Here is a 20,861-nt window from a genome sequence, read left to right as displayed (position 1 = left end):
CCCCTTGTGTCTTAAGTCAGGAATAAACTGAGGGTGAGAGCGGTGAGTAGCAAGCTGAATGCCCCGAGTGCTCAAAGCACGTGTGGGAGCCCATGCTGCTACTCACCTCTCCGCTCTGGACATGAGCCCGAACAGTTGAACGAGCCCACCTCGAACAGTTACAAGCGTGGGCCAAGCCAGAGCGCTCTCACCCTGAGTGTAAGAGGATTTGGCCATGTTTTCCTATTCAGCAGGCATTGATGTTTCCAAAGACAGCCTCGAGGCTCGGATTCATTTACTTGAGGCTGGGGTAAGTTGTTCAAATACTGAGAAAGATTTGCCGGCGCTGATTGGATGGCTGCGGCTTTACCAGGTCAGCCGCGTGTTGGTGGAAGCGACGGGCGGTTACGAGCGAAACGTTGTTAAAGCGGCGCAAGCGGCTGGCCTTCAGGTCATTTGCGTTAACCCTCGTCGCGCCAAAGCGTTTTCCAGAGCGATGGGCCAAAAAGCCAAAACCGACCCGATAGACGCAAAGTCTCTTGCACAATTTGCAGCCGTCATAGACTCGCCAAGCGCCCGAATCACAAGCCCTGAGCATGAAAGACTGCGCGCATTGGTCCAGCAGCGAGAGCATTTTGTTCAGCAAAGAGATGACGACAGGCGGCGCCTGAAAACGGCGTCCTGCGATGCGGTGAAGCCTGCATTGCAGAGCCATATCGAGTATTTGAGCGCAGCAGTGGAAGCGATAAATCAGCTGATTCGTCAAAGTGCGAACGAGCTAGATCGCGAAAAGGTGGCTCGACTGTGCTCGGTCAAGGGAATTGGGCTGATTACGGCCAGCAGCCTTATGGCTTACCTTCCCGAGTTGGGCGAAATCGGGGGACGCCCGATCGCGGCACTTGCAGGCCTCGCGCCCTACAACAACGACAGCGGAAAGCACAAAGGTGCACGCCACATTAGTGGCGGAAGATTTGCAGCCCGCCGCTCACTGTATATGGCCTGCTGGGTGATCATTCGGGACCAGCCGGAATTCCAAGCTCGATACCAGTTGTTACGTGATAAAGGTAAATGCGCCAAGGTTGCACTGATCGCCTGTATGCGCGTTTTATTGGTACGCCTGAACGCGATGCTGCGTGACGGCACTGAATGGAAAGAGCACACCGCTTAGCACGGCAGCAGCTCTTTCGTTCAGCATTGCATGGCCTAGAGCTGTGGGAGTCTTGCTGCCTATGAATATGACTTCTGAATTGAATCCATTTAGACAGTTGCTCCCACATTAGATCCTGGTCGATATACTGAGCGCCGGTTTGCCCGCCTCGGGCTGCTTAGGGATATCGACCATGCAATGGATTTTCATGCTGATTGCCTGGTGCTCGGCTGGACACTCGACGAGTCGTTCAGTGATGCCGGCATCGGTGCGCTGCTGGGCTTGGGCATTGGCCAGGCGATTCGCCTGTCGCAGCTGGCGGCCCAGGCGCAACAGCAGGCGGGTCAGTTGGAAACCACGCAGAAGGCGCTGATCGCACTGGGTGAGCGCCTGCGGCAACTGGAAGTCCCTGCGCCGACGAACAATGTGAGCATCGAACCGCTCGCGCCTGAGCCGGCACCGGTTATAAAGGCGCCCGAGCTGGTCTGGGAACTGCCTGCCGAAATCGCCCCTATGGTCGTGGTCGCCGAAGCGAGCCAACCGTTGCCGGATGACGTCTGGGCATCAACGCCGGCGCCTCGCCCAGCAGAGCCTGCCATCCCCCGTGGCCCCAACCTGATCGAACGCGCCCTCAGCGGTGCGCGCAATTGGCTGTTCGGCGGTAATACCGTATTGCGCGTCGGCGTGGTGCTGCTGTTTCTCGGCCTGGCGTTCCTGCTGCGCTACGCCACAGAAGGCATGGTGGTGCCGATCGAGCTGCGTTACGCCGGTGTTGCCGCTGCCGCCGTCGGCCTGCTGGGCCTGGGCTGGTGGCTGCGGCTGCGCAATAGCAATTACGGTTTGATGCTGCAAGGCACCGGGATCGCGGTGCTGTACCTGACCGTCTTTGCGGCGATGCGTCTGCACCCGCTGATTGACCCGGGTGCGGCCTTGGGCCTGCTGGTGGCGGTCACGGTGTTCTCGGCGATCCTGGCGGTTACCCAGGACGCCCTCGGCTTGGCTTGCGCGGCGGCGTTGGGTGGTTTTGCCGCGCCGATCCTCACCTCTACCGGCGCCGGTAACCATGTGGCGCTGTTCAGCTATTTCGCCTTGCTGAATGCCGGCATCCTCGCCATCGCCTGGTTCAAGGCTTGGCGCTTGCTGGATCTGATCGGGTTTGTCGGCACCTTCGGTATCGGTTTTGCCTGGGGCATGCGCTCGTATACGCCGGAGCTGCTATGGAGCACCGAGCCGTTCCTGATTCTGTTCTTCCTGATGTACCTGGTGATCGGCCTGTTGTTCGCCCGCCGCAAATTGCTGGAGATGAGCGACGCCCCCGAGGACGACAGTCGGGGTGCCTTGTTGCGCTGGTCGGCGGCCAAGGGCAACTACGTTGATGGCAGCCTGTTGTTCGGCCCGCCGCTGGTGGGGTTTGGCTTGCAGTTCGCGCTGGTGCAGCATCTGGAGTTTGCCGCGGCTTTCAGCGCATTGGGCCTGGGCATCATCTACATGGGCCTGGCCCGGTGGCTCAGTGGCGGGCGTGCGTTGTTACTGTCGGAAACCTGTCTGGCGCTGGGGGTAATCTTCGCCAGCCTGGCGATACCCTTGGGCCTGGATGCGCGCTGGACAGCCGCAGCCTGGGCGGTGGAAGGCGCCGGGATCGTCTGGCTTGGCCTGCGTCAGCAGCGACCGTTGGCGCGGGCGTTTGGCCTGTTGCTGCAGTTGGGATCGGCGCTGGCGTTCCTCAGTGAACTACGGGTGGGCGACCTGACCTTGCTTGAGGGCGCGCCGCTGGGGGCATTGCTACTGGGCGCCGCGTTACTGTTCAGCTTTGATCAATTGCGCAAGGCATCGGCCGAGCAGACGGCGGTGTGGGAGCGCAAAGGCTTGCCGGTGCTGGCGAGCCTGGGCCTGAGTGCTTTGTACCTGCTTGCACCATTGTTTTTGCTGACCCAAGGCACGGCCATCAGTTGGGCAATGGCCGGTCTGGTCACGTTGTGGATTGGGTTGCGCATCGGCTCGCGTACTTTCCTGTTCACCGCCTTCGCCGTGCAGTTGCTGGGCGGCGCGTTGTTCCTGTTGCGTCTGCAGGGGGGTGATGGGGCGGCGGTATTCAATGCGGGCTGGAGCGGCCTGATGAGCGCGTCGCTGATTGGCCTGGCCTTGGTGGGCGGCATGTTGCTGGCTGCGCGCGATGACCAGGTGCGCAGCGATGTGCGGCTGCTGCGTGGATTGTCGGTGGTATTGCTGGCGGGGCTGGTGCTGATAAACCTGGCGGTGCTGTTTGTACTGCCCTGGGAAAGTGCCAGCGGTGTGTGGGCGGCCAGTGGTTTGTTGATCATCTGGTTGAGCCTGCACCTGCAACAGCGCGTCAGCTTCGTGTTTGGCTTGCTGTTGCAACTGGTCGGCGGCGCCTCCTTCCTGCTGGCGGTGCCGGAGCTGCTCGGGCCCATGACCGGCGACGGCTTGCGCCCGTTGGCCCACAGTGGGTTCTGGACACCGATGGTGCTGGGCCTTGCTGCTCTGGTCGGCGCCTGGCGCTTGCAGCGCGAACCCCAGGCGCCGGTATTTACCGTGTTGAAGCTGCAACGCCTGTCCGACTTGTTGCTGGTGTGGGGTGCCGCCTGGTGGGCGCTGGCATTGATCGGTGAAGTGTTGCGGTTTATCCCCGAGGAACTGCAAGGCCCGTTCCTGCTGGCGATTGCCGCGGTGAGCGTGGCGATTTGGGCGCTGTTGGCCGAACGCCTGCGCTGGGCCTCGCTGGGCATGCTGTGCACCTTGCTGATGCCGGCGGCGGGCCTGGTGTTGCTGGTGTCTGCCCATGCCTATTACCACCCGGCGGCCCACTACGGTTGGCTGGCCTGGCTGGCGGTGTTCGCGGTGCATTTCATTGCGCTGCGCCGCTTGGCTGCGGTGGTGCCAGGCAAGGTGTTGAGCATCGCTCATGTGGTTGGCTGCTGGATGTTGATCGGCGTGCTGGCCCTGGAATTGCGCTACGGCTTGTTGTTGCTGTCGAGCGAGTACAACGCCTGGCGCTGGCTGGGTTGGGCCGTTCTGCCGAGCCTGTATCTGGTGCTGGCGGCCGCGCCACGCGGTTGGCCGTGGCCGGTGGCGGCTTATCCGCGTGAATATCGCGTGCTGGCGGCATTGCCGTTGGCGGTGTTGATGCTTGGCTGGTTCTGGCTGGCGAATATCTTCAGCGACGGCACGGCCAGGCCTCTGCCTTATGTGCCGCTGCTCAACCCGTTGGATCTAGGCTTGCTGTTCGCGCTGCTGGGGGTGTACCTGTGGTCGCGCAGCGTGGCGCCGCAACGCGGGCCGCAGGCTGAGCTGATCGCCCAGGGTGTCGCGGGTGTTTCGCTGTTTGCGTTCTTGACGGCATTGGTGATGCGCACCGCCCACCATTGGGGCGGCGTGCCGTTTCACTGGGATGCGCTGTTGGAGTCGATGCTGGTGCAGGCCGGACTGTCGATCGTCTGGACCCTGATCGCCCTCGGCCTGATGATCGGCGGTCACCTGCGCCATCGTCGCGAAGTGTGGCTGATCGGCGCGGCGCTGATTGCGGTGGTGGTGGCCAAGCTGTTCTTTGTCGAACTGAGTAACCGCGGCGGTCTGGCGCGGATCGTGTCGTTTATCGGCGTCGGCGGGCTGTTGCTGGTGGTGGGCTACTTTGCACCGCTGCCGCCCAAGCGCGCCGAACCTGTGATTCAAACCGAAGGAGCGTCTTCTTGATGGGCAAGCTGAGTCTGGCTGGGTGGATGGTAGGGCTGCTGTGTTCGGCGGTTTACGCGCAGGAAGGGCCGGCTGACTTCACCACGCAGGTGCCGCTGGCCGTGAGCGGCAATGGCCCCTGGTATCGCCTTGAGCTGCCGCTGGCGGTGCAGTTGAGTGCGCGGCAGGCCGATCTCAGTGATGTGCGGGTGTTCAACGCCGCAGGGGAGCCACAGGCTTATGCGTTGTCGCGCCAATCGGCGCAGCGTACTGAAAGCCGCGACGTTGCCGATGTGAAGTGGTTTCCGCTGTACGCCGCTGATGCGCAGCAAGCGTTGCCCGGCGTGGTGATGAAATCCACCACCGAGGGCACCTTGCTGGAGGTGCGCCCGGCCATCAAGACAGAGAAACAGGTGCTGCGCGGCTGGGTGCTGGACGCCAGTGCGATCAAGGCGCCGTTGCAGCAACTGAGCCTTGACTGGAGCCGCGAGCAGGATGGCTTCCAGCGTTTCAGCATTGAAGCCAGTGATGACCTGCAACACTGGCAAGCCTGGGGTGATGGCCAAGTGGCGCGCTTGTCGTTTGCCGACGAGCGGGTCGAGCAGCATGACGTGAGTCTGCCGGGGCAGTCGGCACGCTATCTGCGTCTGGTCTGGCAGGGCCAAGCCGCGCCGCAGTTGACCTCGGCCAAGCTGGTCAGCGCGACCAGCAGCAGCCTGCCGCTGCCGTTGGTGTGGTCGCAGCCGTTGTCGGGCACGCGGCTCAACGCCGGCGAATACAGCTGGCAGTTGCCGACGGGCCTGCATGTCGAGCGCTTGCGCGTCGAGTTGAAGCAACCCAACACGTTGGCCCCTGTGACCTTGGCCGGGCGCTTTGAGGCCAATCAAGCGTGGCAGCCGCTGAGTAATGGTTTGTTGTATCGCCTGACCCGCAATGGCCAGGACGTGGTGCAGAATGAGTTGCAATTGCCGGGCGTGGCCGTTGCGCAGCTCAAGTTGCAGGTGGATGAGCGGGGCGGCGGTCTGGGGGTCGAAGCACCGGCCCTGCGGTTTGCCGTGCGCTCCACGCAATTGGTGTTCCTGGCGCGGGGTGAGCCGCCGTTTACTCTGGCGCTCGGCAATGCTTCGGTGAAGGCGGCGAATTTGCCGTTATCCACGTTGATTCCCGACTACAGTGCCGAACGGCTCAAGGCATTGGGCCAGGCCAGCGTCACGGGAGAGGTTGTGGTCAAGCCCGCCGCCGTGGCCGTTTCGCCTGAGGTAGGTAGCGACTGGAAGAAGTTGGGCCTGTGGGCTGTGCTCCTGTTGGGCGTGGCGGCACTGGGCGCCATGGCCTACAGTTTGTTGCGCAAGCCTCAGGGTACCCCCTGAACTCTATTGGCTTTAAATCCTCTGATTAGAGGATTTAAGCCTCGACTCGCGTTAAACTGCGCGGGTTTTTAAGCCCCCCATTCTTCGGAGCCTTCCATGTCCCGCGTTACCTTGAGTCGCTATTTGATCGAGCAGACCCGCAGCAACAACACGCCTGCCGATCTGCGCTTCCTTATCGAAGTGGTGGCGCGTGCTTGCAAGGAGATCAGCCACGCCGTTTCCAAGGGCGCACTGGGTGGTGTTCTGGGCAGCATGGGCACTGAAAACGTCCAGGGCGAAGTGCAGAAGAAACTCGACGTACTGTCCAACGAGATCCTGCTCGAAGCCAACGAATGGGGCGGTCACCTGGCCGGCATGGCGTCCGAAGAAATGGACAATGCCTACCAGATCCCGGGCAAATACCCGAAAGGCGCGTACCTGTTGGTGTTCGACCCACTGGACGGTTCGTCCAACATCGACATCAACGCTCCGGTCGGCACCATCTTCTCGGTACTGCGTTGTCCGAATGAATACCTGAGCCAGAACGAAGCCCTGAACGAGAAGGCTTTCCTGCAGCCAGGCACCGAGCAGGTCGCTGCCGGCTACGCGATCTATGGCCCGCAGACCATGCTGGTGCTGACCCTGGGCGACGGCGTCAAAGGTTTCACCCTGGACCGCGAAATGGGCAGCTTCGTTCTGACTCACGAGGACATCTCCATCCCGGCGTCCACCCAGGAGTTCGCCATCAACATGTCCAACCAGCGCCACTGGGAAGCTCCCGTGCAGCGCTATGTGAACGAGTTGATGGAAGGCGAAGAAGGCCCGTTGAAGAAGAACTTCAACATGCGTTGGGTCGCTGCGATGGTGGCTGACGTGCACCGTATCCTGACCCGTGGTGGTCTGTTCATGTACCCACGTGACAGCCGCGAACCCTCCAAGCCGGGCAAACTGCGCCTGATGTACGAGGCCAACCCGATGTCCTTCCTGGTTGAGCAGGCGGGCGGTGCGTCTACCGACGGCCACCAGCGTATCCTCGACATCCAGCCTGAAGGCCTGCATCAGCGTGTGGCGGTATTCCTGGGTTCGAAGGAAGAAGTTGAGCGTGTGACGGCTTACCACAAGCAGTAAGTTGCAGCGACCGGTTATCCGCGTTGTTGTGAGCCGGATCACCCTTGAAGAAGCCCCGAAACGTTTCAGCGTTTCGGGGCTTTTTTTGTTTTTGCCTATCGGGAACCAGACACCTGTTTTCCCTTCTAAGCTTCTGGCAGATACCCCAGCTGCTTTGTCTCTCCAGGAGCTTTTCCATGTCTCTACGCCGTCTCGCCTTGTTGGCTTTTTGCGTGCTCTTAGCCGCTTGCAGCAAGGTCACTCAAGAAAACTACGCGAAGCTGTCGGCCGGCATGGCCAAGGCCGAGGTTGAGTCGTTGCTGGGCAAGCCGACCGATTGCTCCGGTGCGCTGGGTATGTCCAGTTGCACGTGGGGTGATAAAAACAGCTTTATCAGCGTGCAGTACGCCGGTGACAAAGTTCTGATGTTTTCCGGGCAAGGCCTGAAGTAAACCGGGGCGCGAGCCTGCGGGAGAAGAAGAATGATGCGTTTTGTTTTATGCCTTTGCGCCAGCCTGTTTTTGGCGGGCTGTGCCAGCCATTCTGGCGACGATCTGCAACCCAAGACCGCGAGCAACGTCAATCTCAAGCGTTACCAGGGCACCTGGTATGAGTTGGCCCGATTGCCGATGTACTTCCAGCGCAACTGCGCACAGTCCGAAGCCCGCTACACCCTGCTGCCGGATGGTGACATGTCGGTGTTCAACCGCTGCCTGACGAGCGAGTGGAAGTGGGAAGAAGCCAAGGGCACGGCCACGCCGCAAGTGCCGGGCAAGACCGACAAGCTCTGGGTCGAATTCAATAACTGGTTCACGTCGCTGCTGCCGGGCGTCGCCAAGGGCGACTATTGGGTGCTGTACGTCAGCGATGACTACAAGACGGCCATCGTCGGCAGCCCGAGCCGGCGTTACATGTGGATCTTGTCACGCACGCCGACGGTGAGTGCCGACACCCGCGAAGACTTGCTGAGCAGGGCGCGACAGCAGGGGTATGACACCACGCGGTTGATCTGGCGTACGTCGGACAAACAGATGGCCAAGACCTCGCAATAAAACTGAGAGTATCGCTAAACAAAATGTGGGAGCGGGCTTGCTCGCGAATACGGTGTATCAGTATCAGATGTTCTGACTGAAAAACCGCATTCGCGGGCAAGCCCGCTCCCACATTTGTCATATGTCGCCAGTTAGCTCAGTAAATCCTTCAAGACTTGCGTGAACGCCCGGCTGCTTTCTTCCTCGCCGGCATGATGACCATCGCGCACCACCCATTTCCCGTTCACCAGCACATCGCGCACTTGGCGATCACCGCCGGCAAACAGCCAGCGATTGAGAATGCCGTCGTCTACCGCAGTCGCCAGATACGGATCACTGCCGTCCAGCACAATCCAATCCGCACGCTTGCCCACTTCCAGGCGACCAATCGGCTGCCCCAGCGCCTGGGTGCCGCCATCCAATGCCGCATCAAACAGGGTGCGGCCAACCATCGGCTGATCACTGCGGTACAAGCGGTTACGCCGCTGGTCACGCAGGCGTTGACCATATTCCAGCCAACGCAACTCTTCCACCACGCTCAGCGAGACATGGCTGTCGGAACCGATGCCCATGCGCCCGCCCTGGGCAAGGAAATCCACAGCCGGGAAAATGCCGTCACCCAGGTTGGCTTCAGTTGTCAGGCACAAACCGGCAATTGCGCGGCTCTGTGCCATGCGTTTCACTTCGTCGGCATCCGCATGGGTGGCGTGCACCAGGCACCAGCGCTCATCGACCTCGACGTTGTCATACAGCCACTGGAGTGGGCGCTTGCCGCTCCAGGCCAGGCAGTCGTCGACTTCTTTCTGCTGTTCGGCGATATGGATATGAACCGGGCAGTCCTTGTCGCTGGCGGCCAGGACAGCACTGATCTGCTGTGGCGTGACGGCACGCAGGGAGTGAAAGCACAGGCCCAGCGCCTGCGCCGGTTGCGTTGCAAGAATCGGTTTGAGCCGCGCCTGCAGGTCGAGGTAATTTTCGGTGCTGTTGATAAAGCGTCGCTGGCCGTCATTCGGTGCCTGGCCGCCAAAGCCTGCGTGGGTGTACAGCACCGGCAGCAACGTCAGGCCGATGCCGCTGCTCGCTGCCGCCTGGCTGATCTGCCGCGAAAGCTCCGTGCGGTCGGCGTATGGCTGGCCGCTGGCGTCATGGTGCACATAATGAAACTCGGCCACCGAGGTGTAACCGGCCTTGAGCATTTCGATGTACAGCTGGCGGGCGATAACGTGCAGTTGGTCCGGGTTGATCTTGCCGACCATGCGGTACATCAAGTCACGCCAGGTCCAGAAACTGTCATTCGGGTTGCCTGCCACTTCCGCCAAGCCGGCCATCGCGCGCTGAAACGCATGGGAGTGCAGATTCGGCATACCGGCCAGCATCGGGCCTCTCAGCCGTTCGGCAGCGTCTGCACTGGCATTGACCTCAACCTTTGTCAGCAGCCCATCGGCGCCGACTTCAAGACGTACATCATTGGCCCATCCATTAGGCAGCAGCGCGCGTTCGGCAAAGAAAGCGGACATGATCAAGGCACCCCGGTCGTGTGTTTATTTGTATATACATATACAGACGTTTGCCTGCTCGGTAAACTCCGGCAATCTATGCATCTTTTCCCCCTGCAAGGATTCCCTGTGCCGACTCCGCCCGCCAACTCTTCGCTGGCTGCCCACATGGACGAAAGTCCGGCGCCCTTGTATGCCCGCGTCAAACAGATGATCAGCCAGCAAATCCTCACCGGCAACTGGCCGCCGCATTACCGTGTGCCGTCGGAGAGTGAACTGGTCAGCGAGCTGGGCTTCAGCCGCATGACCATCAACCGCGCCCTGCGTGAACTGACCGCCGAAGGTTTGCTGGTACGCATGCAAGGCGTCGGCACTTTCGTTGCCGAGCCCAAGAGCCAGTCGGCGCTGTTTGAAGTGCACAACATTGCCGATGAGATCGCCTCGCGTGGTCATCGGCACACGTGCAAGGTCATCCACCTGGGCGAAGAAGCGGCCGGCTCCGAACGCGCCGTCGCCCTGGAAATGCGCGAAGGCGGGCGGGTGTTCCACTCGCTGATCGTGCATTTCGAAAACGATATTCCCGTGCAAATCGAAGACCGTTTCGTCAACGCCCTGGTCGCCCCGGAATACCTGCAACAGGATTTCACCCTGCAAACGCCCTACGCGTATTTGAACCAGGTCGCGCCGCTCACCGAGGGCGAGCACGTGGTCGAGGCGATCCTCGCTGACGCCGAGGAGTGCAAGTTGTTGCAGATCGAACCGAGCGAGCCGTGCCTGTTGATTCGCAGGCGTACCTGGTCGGGCCGTCAGCCGGTAACGGCGGCGCGGTTGATCCATCCTGGTTCCCGTCACAGCCTGGAAGGACGTTTCAGTAAATGAGTGCAGTGAAAGTCTGGCGCGCCACCGATTACGTGCGCATGCCGTGGAAAAACGGCGGTGGCAGCACCGAAGAAATCACCCGCGACTCAGGCATTGGCCTGGAGGGTTTTGGCTGGCGCCTGTCGATTGCCGATATTGGCGAATCCGGTGGCTTCTCGACCTTTGCCGGCTATCAGCGCGTGATCACGGTGATCAAAGGTGCAGGCATGGTGCTGACGGTGGATGGTGAAGAGCAGCGCGGGTTGTTGCCGTTGCAGCCGTTCGCGTTCAAGGGTGAAAGCGAGGTGTCATGCCGCCTGATTACGGGGCCGATCCGTGATTTCAACCTGATCTATTCGCCACAGCGTTACCACGCAAGGTTGCAGTGGGTGGATGGCGTGCAACGTTTTTTCAGTACGGCGCAGACGGTGTTGGTGTTCAGCGTCGCCGATGAGGTGAAGGTGCTGGACCAGACGCTGGGCCATCACGATTGCCTGCAAATCGACGGTAACACCGGCCTGCTGGATATCGCTGTAACAGGCCGCTGCTGCCTGATCGAACTGACGCCACTCGGTTAAAACTGTGGGAGGGGGGTTGCTCCCGATAGCGGTGGATCAGTCAGTTTATCTGTAGCTGACCCACTGCAATCGGGGGCAAGCCCCCTCCCACATTTGTTTCCCATTGCTCTCAAGATCTGTTTCCAACCCGCGCACCAGTTTGTTACCGAACGCCCCAGCGTGGCGCAAAGCCACGCCGTCGTGACAAAAACCCCGGCCTGTAAAACCTCCTCGTAAGAAATTTCACCATGTCTCGAAGCCTTGATTTTCAAGGCTTGCGCACGCCTTCAAAAAAAACCTGCAGTGCACCTCCAAAAAGTTGGCCGCTTGATTGCATATGCTTGTATGTACAAGTAAAGATGTGTGCGTAAGACTCTCCTTCGCACCATCCCAGTTCGCGCATCATGCCGAGGAGTTCAGTCGTGACCGATTTTTCTAAAGCCAAGCCTACAAAATACCGTGACGTCGAAATCCGCGCGGCCCGCGGTAACACACTCACCGCCAAAAGCTGGCTGACAGAAGCGCCACTGCGCATGCTGATGAACAACCTCGACCCACAAGTGGCCGAAAACCCGAAAGAATTGGTGGTGTACGGCGGCATCGGTCGTGCGGCGCGCAACTGGGAATGCTACGACCAGATCGTCGAGAGCCTTACTCGACTCAATGACGATGAAACCCTGCTGGTGCAATCCGGCAAGCCGGTCGGCGTGTTCAAGACCCACAGCAATGCCCCGCGTGTGCTGATCGCCAACTCCAACCTGGTGCCGCACTGGGCCAGTTGGGAACACTTCAACGAACTGGATGCCAAGGGCCTGGCCATGTATGGCCAGATGACCGCCGGCAGCTGGATCTACATCGGCAGCCAGGGCATCGTCCAGGGCACCTACGAAACCTTCGTCGAAGCCGGTCGCCAGCACTACAACAGCGACCTTACCGGCCGCTGGGTTCTCACCGCCGGCCTCGGCGGCATGGGCGGCGCGCAACCCCTGGCTGCCACCTTGGCCGGCGCGTGCTCGCTGAACATTGAATGCCAGCAGGTCAGCATCGACTTCCGCCTCAACAGCCGCTATGTCGACGAGCAGGCCACCGACCTCGACGACGCCCTGGCCCGCATCGCCAAATACACCAAGGAAGGCAAGGCCATCTCTATCGCCTTGCTGGGTAACGCTGCGGAAATCCTGCCGGAGCTGGTCAAGCGTGGCGTGCGCCCGGATATGGTCACCGACCAGACCAGCGCCCACGACCCACTCAACGGCTACCTGCCGGCCGGCTGGACCTGGGACGAATACCGCGCCCGCGCCAAGACCGAACCGGCTGCCGTGATCAAGGCCGCCAAGCAGTCGATGGCCGTGCATGTCAAAGCCATGCTGGAATTCCAGAAGCAAGGCATCCCGACGTTCGACTACGGTAACAACATCCGCCAGATGGCCCAGGAAGAAGGCGTGGAAAACGCATTCGACTTCCCAGGTTTCGTACCGGCCTACATCCGCCCACTGTTCTGCCGTGGCATCGGCCCGTTCCGTTGGGCGGCGCTGTCCGGCGACCCGCAAGACATCTACAAGACCGACGCCAAAGTCAAAGAGCTGATCCCGGACGACGCCCACCTGCACAACTGGCTGGACATGGCCCGCGAGCGCATCAGCTTCCAGGGCTTGCCGGCACGTATCTGTTGGGTTGGGCTGGGCCAACGCGCCAAGCTGGGCCTGGCGTTCAACGAAATGGTGCGCAGCGGCGAGCTGTCGGCACCGGTGGTGATCGGCCGTGACCATCTGGACTCCGGCTCGGTATCCAGCCCGAACCGCGAGACCGAATCGATGCAGGACGGGTCCGACGCCGTTTCCGACTGGCCGTTGCTCAACGCCTTGCTCAACACCGCCAGCGGCGCAACGTGGGTTTCGCTGCACCACGGCGGCGGCGTGGGCATGGGCTTCTCCCAGCACTCCGGCATGGTGATCGTCTGCGACGGTACCGATGAAGCGGCCGAGCGCATTGCTCGCGTGCTGCACAACGACCCGGCAACCGGCGTGATGCGTCACGCGGATGCCGGTTACCAGATCGCGATCGACTGCGCCAAGGAACAGGGCCTCAATCTCCCGATGATCAAATAACCCCATTTGACGGGCAATCAACCAGAAAACAATCCATCAGAGGTTGAACACACATGGCTGCAAATGACGCACGTGCAAGCACCACCCCGTTGATCGAAAGGCGTTCGATCGACTACATCCCGGAAGCGGAAAGACACGGTCGTCTATTTAGCCAGTTCACCCTGTGGATGGGTGCCAACCTGCAAATCACCGCGATTGTCACCGGGGCCCTGGCCGTGGTGCTGGGCGGTGATGTGTTCTGGTCGTTGATCGGTCTGTTGATCGGCCAACTGATCGGCGGGGGCGTCATGGCGTTGCATGCGGCGCAGGGGCCCAAGCTTGGCCTGCCGCAGATGATCTCCAGCCGGGTGCAGTTCGGCGTGTATGGCGCAGCCATCCCGATCGTGCTGGTCTGTCTGATGTACCTCGGCTTCACCGCCACCGGGACGGTGTTGTCCGGTCAGGCGCTGGGCCAGTTGTTCGGGGTCAGCGACAGCGTCGGCATCCTGCTCTTTGCCAGTGTCATCGTGCTGGTCACGGTCCTGGGTTACCGCGTGATCCACTTCATCGGCCGTGTCGCCAGCGTGATTGGGGTGGTCGCCTTTGTGTACCTGTTCAGTCGCCTGATGAGCCAGACCGACATTGGCGCTCTGCTGCAGATCCGCCACTTCAGCTGGAGCAGTTTTCTGCTGGCGGTGTCGCTCGCGGCCTCCTGGCAGATCGCCTTCGGCCCTTACGTGGCGGACTACTCGCGTTATCTGCCGAGCAAGACGTCATCGGTGAAAACCTTTTTCGCCGCCGGCGCAGGTTCGGTCGTCGGCGCGCAGGTGGCGATGATCCTCGGCGTGTTCGCGGCAGCCATGTCCAACGGGCAGTTCGCCGGTCACGAAGTGGCCTACATCGTTGGCTTGAGCGGTACGGGGGCCACCGCTGCGTTGCTGTATTTCAGCATCGCGTTCGGCAAGGTCACCATTTCTACGCTGAACTCCTACGGCAGTTTCATGTGCATTGCGACCATCATCAGCGGCTTTCGCGGTCGCCTGGAGGTCACGCGCCTGCAGCGCCTGGTGTTCGTGCTGGTCATTGTCGGCACCGCAACCCTGATCGCGTTGCTCGGCCAGCATTCGTTCCTCGGTGCGTTCAAGTCTTTCATCCTGTTCCTGCTGGCGTTCTTTACGCCCTGGAGTGCGATCAACCTGGTGGACTACTACTGCATTACCCGCGAGCGCTATGACGTGCCGGCGCTGGCCGACCCGAACGGTCGTTACGGTCGCTGGAACCTGCTCGGTATCAGCGTCTATGTCTTCGGCGTGCTGGTGCAGTTGCCGTTTATCTCCACCAAGTTCTACACCGGTCCCCTGGTCGCCGCCCTGGGGGACGTGGACATTTCCTGGATCATCGGCCTGGTACTGCCGGCGGCCCTGTATTACGTGTGTGCGAAAAAATGGCACGGCACGGTACCCGACCACCTGATCCTGCCGGTAGAGCAGGGCGCTACACCAACAACGACAAACGGGCTGGCTGCACAAGCCTGATGGGACGTGGACAGGGCAGGATGCCTACTGACTGCCGTAATCCATTTCAAGTTTGGGAGCGTTACAACAATGAAAATGAATAAGACCCTGCTGGCCAGCGTGCTCTGTGCCGGTTTACTCGCCAGCGCTGGTGCCCAGGCAGCAGGTTGGTGCGAATCCGGTAAACCGGTGAAGTTTGCCGGCCTGAACTGGGAAAGCGGCATGTTGCTCACCGACATCCTGCAAACCGTGCTTGAAAAAGGCTACGGCTGCAAAACCGACAGCCTGCCGGGCAACTCCATCACCATGGAAAACGCCCTGAGCAGCAATGACATCCAAGTGTTTGCCGAAGAGTGGGTCGGCCGCAGCGAAGTCTGGAACAAAGCCGAGAAGGCCGGCAAAGTCGTCGGCGTCGGTGCGCCTGTGGTCGGCGCTATCGAAGGCTGGTACGTGCCGCGCTACGTGATCGAAGGCGACGCCAAGCGCAAGCTGGAACCCAAGGCGCCGGGCCTGAAGAACATCGCCGACCTCGCCCAATACGCCTCGGTCTTCAAGGACCCGGAAGAGCCGTCCAAAGGCCGTTTCTATAACTGCCCGGCCGGTTGGACCTGTGAGCTGGACAACAGCGAAATGCTCAAAAGCTACGGCCTGGAAAGCACCTACACCAACTTCCGTCCGGGCACTGGCCCCGCGCTGGATGCGGCGGTGCTGTCGAGCTACAAGCGTGGCGAGCCGATCCTGTTCTACTACTGGTCGCCGACGCCGCTGATGGGCCAGGTCGACCTGGTCAAGCTGGAAGAAAAACCGGGTGTGGATAAAAGCGTGAGCATCAAGGTCGGCTTGTCCAAGACCTTCCACGAGCAGGCGCCGGAACTGGTGGCCGTGCTGGAGAAGGTCAACCTGCCGATCGACTTGCTGAACCAGAACCTGGGCCGCATGGCCAAAGAGCGAATTGACTCGCCAAAACTGGCGAAACTGTTCCTCAAGGAACATCCTGAAGTCTGGCACGCATGGGTGAGCGACGACGCAGCCAAGAAAATCGACGCGGCCTTGTAGGTCAAGCGCACCCGGCTACCCTGAGGGGCAAGCCGGGCGCCTGCCCGCAACCCACTGGACCGAGAGCACGCTATGTTTCCTGAGAGTTTTACGTTTTCCATTGCCGACTGGGTCAACGGTTGGGTGGACTCGCTCGTCACCAACTACGGCGATGTGTTCCGGCACATTTCCGACACCCTGCTATGGGCCATCGTCAACCTGGAAGGCTTGCTGCGCGCAGCCCCCTGGTGGCTGATGCTGGTCATCGTCGGAGGCGTCGCCTGGCACGCCACCCGCAAAGTGGTCACCACTGCCGTCATCGTTGGCCTGCTGTTCCTGGTGGGCGCGGTTGGCCTGTGGGACAAACTGATGCAAACCCTGGCGCTGATGATGGTCGCCACGGTGATTTCGGTGCTGATTGGCATTCCCTTGGGCATTCTGTCGGCGCGCAGCAACCGCTTGCGTTCGGTATTGATGCCGTTGCTGGACATCATGCAGACCATGCCCAGCTTCGTGTACCTGATCCCGGTGCTGATGTTGTTCGGCCTGGGCAAGGTGCCGGCGATCTTCGCCACGGTGATCTACGCCGCACCGCCGCTGATTCGTCTCACCGACCTGGGGATTCGCCAAGTTGACGGCGAAGTCATGGAGGCCATCAACGCGTTTGGCGCCAACCGCTGGCAACAACTGTTCGGTGTGCAACTGCCGCTGGCCCTGCCGAGCATCATGGCCGGGATCAACCAGACCACCATGATGGCGTTGTCCATGGTGGTGATCGCTTCGATGATCGGCGCCCGTGGCTTGGGCGAAGATGTGCTGGTCGGCATCCAGACTCTCAACGTCGGCCGTGGCCTTGAAGCGGGCCTCGCGATCGTGATTCTTGCAGTGGTCATTGACCGCATTACCCAGGCCTATGGGCGTCCACGGCATGAGGCGAGCAAATGACTACCGTCAGCAAAATCGAAGTTAAAAACGTCTTCAAGATTTTCGGCAACCGCGCCCAGGAAGCCCTGGCGCTGGTGGGCCAGGGCAAGACCAAAGACCAAGTGCTGGCCGAGACCGGTTGTGTGGTCGGCGTGAACAATCTGTCCCTGAGCATCGGCACCGGCGAGATCTTCGTGATCATGGGCCTGTCCGGCTCCGGCAAGTCCACGCTGGTACGCCACTTCAACCGCCTGATCGACCCTACCAGCGGCGCGATCCTGGTGGACGGCGAAGACATCCTGCAACTGGACATGGAGGCCCTGCGCCAATTCCGTCGACACAAGATCAGCATGGTCTTCCAAAGCTTCGGCCTGCTGCCCCACAAGAGTGTGCTCGACAATGTCGCCTACGGCCTGAAAGTGCGCGGCGAAAGCAAGCAGGTCTGCGCTGAACGTGCCCAACACTGGGTCGAAACCGTGGGCCTCAAAGGCTACGAAAAAAAATATCCGCACCAGCTCTCCGGTGGCATGCGCCAGCGCGTGGGCCTGGCGCGTGCGTTGGCGGCCGACACCGACATCATCCTGATGGACGAAGCCTTCAGCGCCCTCGACCCGCTGATCCGCGCCGAGATGCAGGACCAATTGCTGGAGCTGCAAAAGACCCTGCACAAAACCATCGTGTTCATCACCCATGATCTCGATGAGGCCGTGCGCATCGGCAACCGCATTGCGATCCTCAAGGACGGCAAGCTGATTCAGGTCGGTACGCCACGGGAGATCCTGCATTCACCGGCGGACGAGTATGTGGACCGGTTTGTTCAGCGGCGGGCGGCGGTGGTCTAGATGATGATTGTTCCCACGCTCTGCGTGGGAATGCATCCCGTGACGCTCTGCGTCACTCCCTACAGCGGGACGCCTAGCGTCCCAGGCGGCACTCCCACGCAGAGCGTGGGAACGATCAAAAGGTATGAAGATGTCCCAGCCTGCAAAAATCATCATCGCCGACGCTCCGCTGCGTTGGCAGGACGTGGTCGCCGTGGCCCGTCACGGCGCGGTACTCGAGCTTTCGGGGCAGGCCTGGGCGCGGATCGACAATGCCCAGGCCATCGTGCAGCGCATCGTCACCAGCGGTGAGCGCGCCTATGGCGTGAACACCGGCCTGGGCGCGCTGTGCAATGTGTCGCTCAAGGGTGAGCAACTCAGCCAACTGTCGCGCAATACGCTGTTAAGCCATGCCTGTGGCGTGGGCCCGGTGCTGAGTGACGAACAGACCCGCGCAATCATTTGCGCGGCCGTGATCAATTACAGCCATGGCAAATCCGGCCTGCACCCGCAGGTGGTGCATTCGCTGCTGGCGCTGCTCAACCACGGCATCACGCCGCAAGTACCGTCCCAGGGCTCGGTGGGCTACCTGACCCACATGGCCCATGTCGGCGTGGCCTTGCTGGGGGTTGGCAACGTGAGCTATCGCGGCCGGATCGTCACGGCGCAACAGGCCCTGGACGCGGAAGGTCTGCAGCCGGTGACGCTTGGCGCCAAGGACGGCTTGTGCCTGGTCAACGGCACGCCGTGCATGACCGGCCTCAGCTGCCTGGCCCTGGCCGATGCCCATCATCTGCTGCAATGGGCCGATGTGATCGGGGCCATGAGCTTCGAGGCGCAGCGCGGGCAAATGGATGCCTTCGACGAAGCAATCATCGCGCTTAAACCGCACCCCGGCATGCAACAGGTCGGCATCAACCTGCGCGCCTTGCTCGACGGCAGCGAGGTGATCGCCAGCAGCAAAGGCATCCGCACCCAGGACGCGCTGAGCATCCGTTCGATCCCGCAGATCCACGGCGCGGCGCGTGATCAAGTGGAACATGCTACCCGCCAGATCGAAACCGAACTCAACAGTGCCACTGACAACCCGTTGCTGCTCGGCACGCCGGACGACTACCGCGTTGTGTCCCAGGCCAATCCTCACGGCCAGTCCGTCGCCTTGGCGGCCGACCTGCTGGGGATTGCCATGGCCGAAATCGGCTCGGTGGCCGAACGTCGCCTGGACCGCCTGATCAACCCTCATGTCAGCGGGTTGCCGGCATTCCTGGTCAGCAACCCCGGCGTCAACTCCGGGATGATGATCGTGCAGTACGTGGCCGCTTCCCTGTGCGGGCAGAACCGTCAGTTGGCGCAACCGGCGGTGCTCGACAATTTCGTCACCTCGGGCCTGCAGGAAGACCACCTGAGCATGGGCACCAACGCTGCGCTCAAACTGCATCAGCTATTGGCCAACGTCACCCAGATCCTGGCCATCGAGTACCTGCTGGCGGCCCAGGCATTTGAATTCCTCAAAGATCAGCGCTTCGGCGCAGGCACCGACAAAGCCTGGCGTTTGCTGCGTGAAGTGGTCCCCGCGTACGAGCAGGATCGCTGGCTGGCGCCGGATATTGCAGCCGCCGCCCAGTTGCTCAAAGACACTGCACTACCGAATTTGCACTGAACCCCTATCCCGTATTCAAAAGAATAATTCACAAGGAGTATGAATGTGACTGCGCTAAATCTGATTCCAGGCCAACTGAGTCTTGCCCAACTGCGGGCCATCTACCAACAGCCGGTAACCCTCAGCCTGGATGACAGCGCCACGGCGCAGATCGATGCCAGCGTCGCCTGCGTGGAGCAGATTCTCGCCGAGAACCGCACCGCCTACGGCATCAACACCGGTTTCGGCTTGCTGGCCTCGACCCGTATCGCCAGCGAAGACCTGGAAAACCTGCAGCGTTCCCTGGTGCTGTCGCACGCCGCCGGCGTCGGCGAGCCGATCAGCGATGCGCTGGTGCGGCTGATCATGGTGCTCAAGGTCAACAGCCTGAGCCGTGGCTTCTCCGGGATTCGCCGCCAGGTCATCAACGCGCTCATCGCGCTGATCAACGCCGAGGTGTACCCGCACATTCCGCTTAAAGGCTCGGTGGGTGCCTCCGGTGACTTGGCGCCATTGGCCCATATGTCGCTGGTGCTGCTCGGCGAAGGCAAGGCGCGTTACAAGGGCCAATGGCTGGAAGCCACCGAAGCGCTGAAAATCGCCGGCCTGACGCCACTGACCCTGGCCGCCAAAGAAGGTCTGGCGCTACTCAACGGTACCCAGGTGTCCACGGCCTATGCCCTGCGTGGCCTGTTCGAAGGCGAAGACCTGTTCGCCGGCGCCCTGGCGTGCGGTGGCCTTACCGTGGAAGCCGTGCTCGGCTCGCGCTCGCCGTTCGATGCGCGCATTCACGCGGCACGCGGCCAGCGTGGGCAGATCGATTCGGCAGCGGCCTATCGTGACCTGCTGGGCGACAGCAGCGAAGTGTCCAAGTCGCACCAGAACTGCGACAAAGTGCAAGACCCGTACTCCCTGCGCTGCCAGCCGCAAGTCATGGGCGCCTGCCTGACCCAGTTCCGCCAGGCTGCCGACGTGCTGGTGGTGGAAGCCAATGCCGTGTCGGACAACCCACTGGTATTTGCTGCCGAAGGCGACGTGATCTCCGGTGGTAACTTCCACGCCGAACCGGTGGCCATGGCTGCCGACAATATCGCCCTGGCCATCGCCGAAATCGGCTCCCTGAGCGAACGTCGTATCTCGTTGATGATGGACAAGCACATGTCGCAACTGCCGCCGTTCCTGGTGGGCAATGGCGGGGTGAACTCCGGCTTCATGATCGCCCAGGTGACGGCGGCGGCGCTTGCCAGTGAGAACAAGGCGTTGGCCCACCCCCATAGTGTCGACAGCCTGCCGACGTCCGCCAACCAGGAAGACCATGTGTCGATGGCTCCAGCTGCCGGCAAGCGTTTGTGGGAAATGGCTGAAAACACCCGTGGCATCCTGGCAGTGGAATGGCTGGCTGCGTGCCAGGGCCTGGATCTGCGCGATGGCTTGAAAACCTCGACGAAACTGGAAAAAGCCCGCGGCCTGCTGCGCGCCAAAGTCGGTTTCTACGACAAGGACCGCTTCTTCGCCCCGGATATCAATGCCGCCAGCGAACTGCTCGCCAGCCGCTGCCTGAATGAACTGGTGCCGGCCAAGTTGTTGCCAAGCCTCTAACCGCAAACTTGTAGTGAGCGGGCTTGCC

15 protein-coding genes and 1 pseudogene are annotated in these 20,861 nt (G+C 61.2%); 15 read left to right on the top strand and 1 reads right to left on the bottom strand.

Going from position 1 to position 20,861, the window contains the following annotated elements; all coding sequences use genetic code 11:
* The first annotated feature begins 214 nt into the window (after positions 1-214).
* The 6 genes and pseudogenes from C9383_RS17340 (at position 215) to C9383_RS17315 (ending at position 8,324) form a co-directional block, all read left to right on the top strand.
* A complete protein-coding gene (locus tag C9383_RS17340; protein ID WP_090365966.1) occupies positions 215-1,147 on the top strand; it encodes an IS110 family transposase in 933 nt (310 codons plus the stop codon).
* A gap of 172 nt (positions 1,148-1,319) precedes the next feature.
* Positions 1,320-4,837, top strand: a pseudogene (locus C9383_RS17335) (DUF2339 domain-containing protein).
* Positions 4,837-6,186 carry a DUF3999 domain-containing protein gene (locus C9383_RS17330; RefSeq protein WP_090367350.1) on the top strand — a complete coding sequence of 450 codons (1,350 nt, stop codon included), beginning with the start codon at positions 4,837-4,839 and terminating at the stop codon, positions 6,184-6,186. Before C9383_RS17335 ends, C9383_RS17330 begins: the two are co-directional and overlap by 1 nt.
* A gap of 96 nt (positions 6,187-6,282) precedes the next feature.
* The gene (locus C9383_RS17325; RefSeq protein WP_060754592.1) at positions 6,283-7,293 is read left to right on the top strand and encodes a class 1 fructose-bisphosphatase; all 1,011 of its coding nucleotides are present in this window, start codon (positions 6,283-6,285) and stop codon (positions 7,291-7,293) included.
* Between the two features lie 176 nt (positions 7,294-7,469).
* Positions 7,470-7,724 (top strand): hypothetical protein, encoded by a 255-nt coding sequence (locus C9383_RS17320; protein WP_060754591.1) that lies wholly within the window; start codon positions 7,470-7,472, stop codon positions 7,722-7,724.
* Between the two features lie 30 nt (positions 7,725-7,754).
* Positions 7,755-8,324, top strand: coding sequence for a lipocalin family protein (locus tag C9383_RS17315; protein ID WP_060754590.1), 570 nt, complete (start codon positions 7,755-7,757; stop codon positions 8,322-8,324).
* Between the two features lie 131 nt (positions 8,325-8,455).
* Here the strand turns inward: C9383_RS17315 and C9383_RS17310 are convergent, their stop codons facing one another.
* Entirely contained in the window at positions 8,456-9,820 is a 1,365-nt protein-coding gene (locus C9383_RS17310) for a formimidoylglutamate deiminase (RefSeq protein WP_090367348.1), read from the bottom strand.
* A gap of 147 nt (positions 9,821-9,967) precedes the next feature.
* Here C9383_RS17310 and hutC point away from each other — a divergent pair, with 147 nt between their 5' ends.
* The 9 genes from hutC (at position 9,968) to hutH (ending at position 20,833) form a co-directional block, all read left to right on the top strand.
* Complete coding sequence (gene hutC / locus C9383_RS17305; protein WP_235594029.1) at positions 9,968-10,678, top strand: histidine utilization transcriptional repressor HutC; 711 nt, start codon at positions 9,968-9,970, stop codon at positions 10,676-10,678.
* Entirely contained in the window at positions 10,675-11,235 is a 561-nt protein-coding gene (locus C9383_RS17300) for a HutD/Ves family protein (RefSeq protein WP_090367346.1), read from the top strand. Before hutC ends, C9383_RS17300 begins: the two co-directional genes overlap by 4 nt.
* 401 nt (positions 11,236-11,636) lie before the next feature.
* Positions 11,637-13,322, top strand: coding sequence for a urocanate hydratase (gene hutU / locus C9383_RS17295; protein WP_235594026.1), 1,686 nt, complete (start codon positions 11,637-11,639; stop codon positions 13,320-13,322).
* Positions 13,323-13,375: 53 nt separating this feature from the next.
* Positions 13,376-14,836, top strand: coding sequence for a purine-cytosine permease family protein (locus C9383_RS17290; RefSeq protein WP_090367343.1), 1,461 nt, complete (start codon positions 13,376-13,378; stop codon positions 14,834-14,836).
* 69 nt (positions 14,837-14,905) lie between these two features.
* Positions 14,906-15,871 carry an ABC transporter substrate-binding protein gene (locus C9383_RS17285; RefSeq protein WP_060754584.1) on the top strand — a complete coding sequence of 322 codons (966 nt, stop codon included), beginning with the start codon at positions 14,906-14,908 and terminating at the stop codon, positions 15,869-15,871.
* A gap of 72 nt (positions 15,872-15,943) precedes the next feature.
* Positions 15,944-16,795, top strand: coding sequence for an ABC transporter permease (locus C9383_RS17280; RefSeq protein WP_060754583.1), 852 nt, complete (start codon positions 15,944-15,946; stop codon positions 16,793-16,795).
* A complete protein-coding gene (locus C9383_RS17275; RefSeq protein WP_090367341.1) occupies positions 16,792-17,616 on the top strand; it encodes a quaternary amine ABC transporter ATP-binding protein in 825 nt (274 codons plus the stop codon). The genes C9383_RS17280 and C9383_RS17275 overlap by 4 nt, the downstream gene beginning before the upstream one ends.
* A gap of 130 nt (positions 17,617-17,746) precedes the next feature.
* Entirely contained in the window at positions 17,747-19,255 is a 1,509-nt protein-coding gene (locus tag C9383_RS17270; protein WP_090372268.1) for an HAL/PAL/TAL family ammonia-lyase, read from the top strand.
* Between the two features lie 39 nt (positions 19,256-19,294).
* Positions 19,295-20,833, top strand: a complete 1,539-nt coding sequence (gene hutH / locus C9383_RS17265; protein ID WP_090367339.1) for a histidine ammonia-lyase — start codon at positions 19,295-19,297, stop codon at positions 20,831-20,833.
* Positions 20,834-20,861: the final 28 nt, after the last annotated feature.

Source organism: Pseudomonas palleroniana (assembly GCF_003031675.1).
GTDB lineage: Bacteria > Pseudomonadota > Gammaproteobacteria > Pseudomonadales > Pseudomonadaceae > Aquipseudomonas > Aquipseudomonas palleroniana.
The sequence above is the reverse complement of the archived record's forward strand: the minus strand, read 5'-3'. Positions and strand labels throughout refer to the sequence as shown.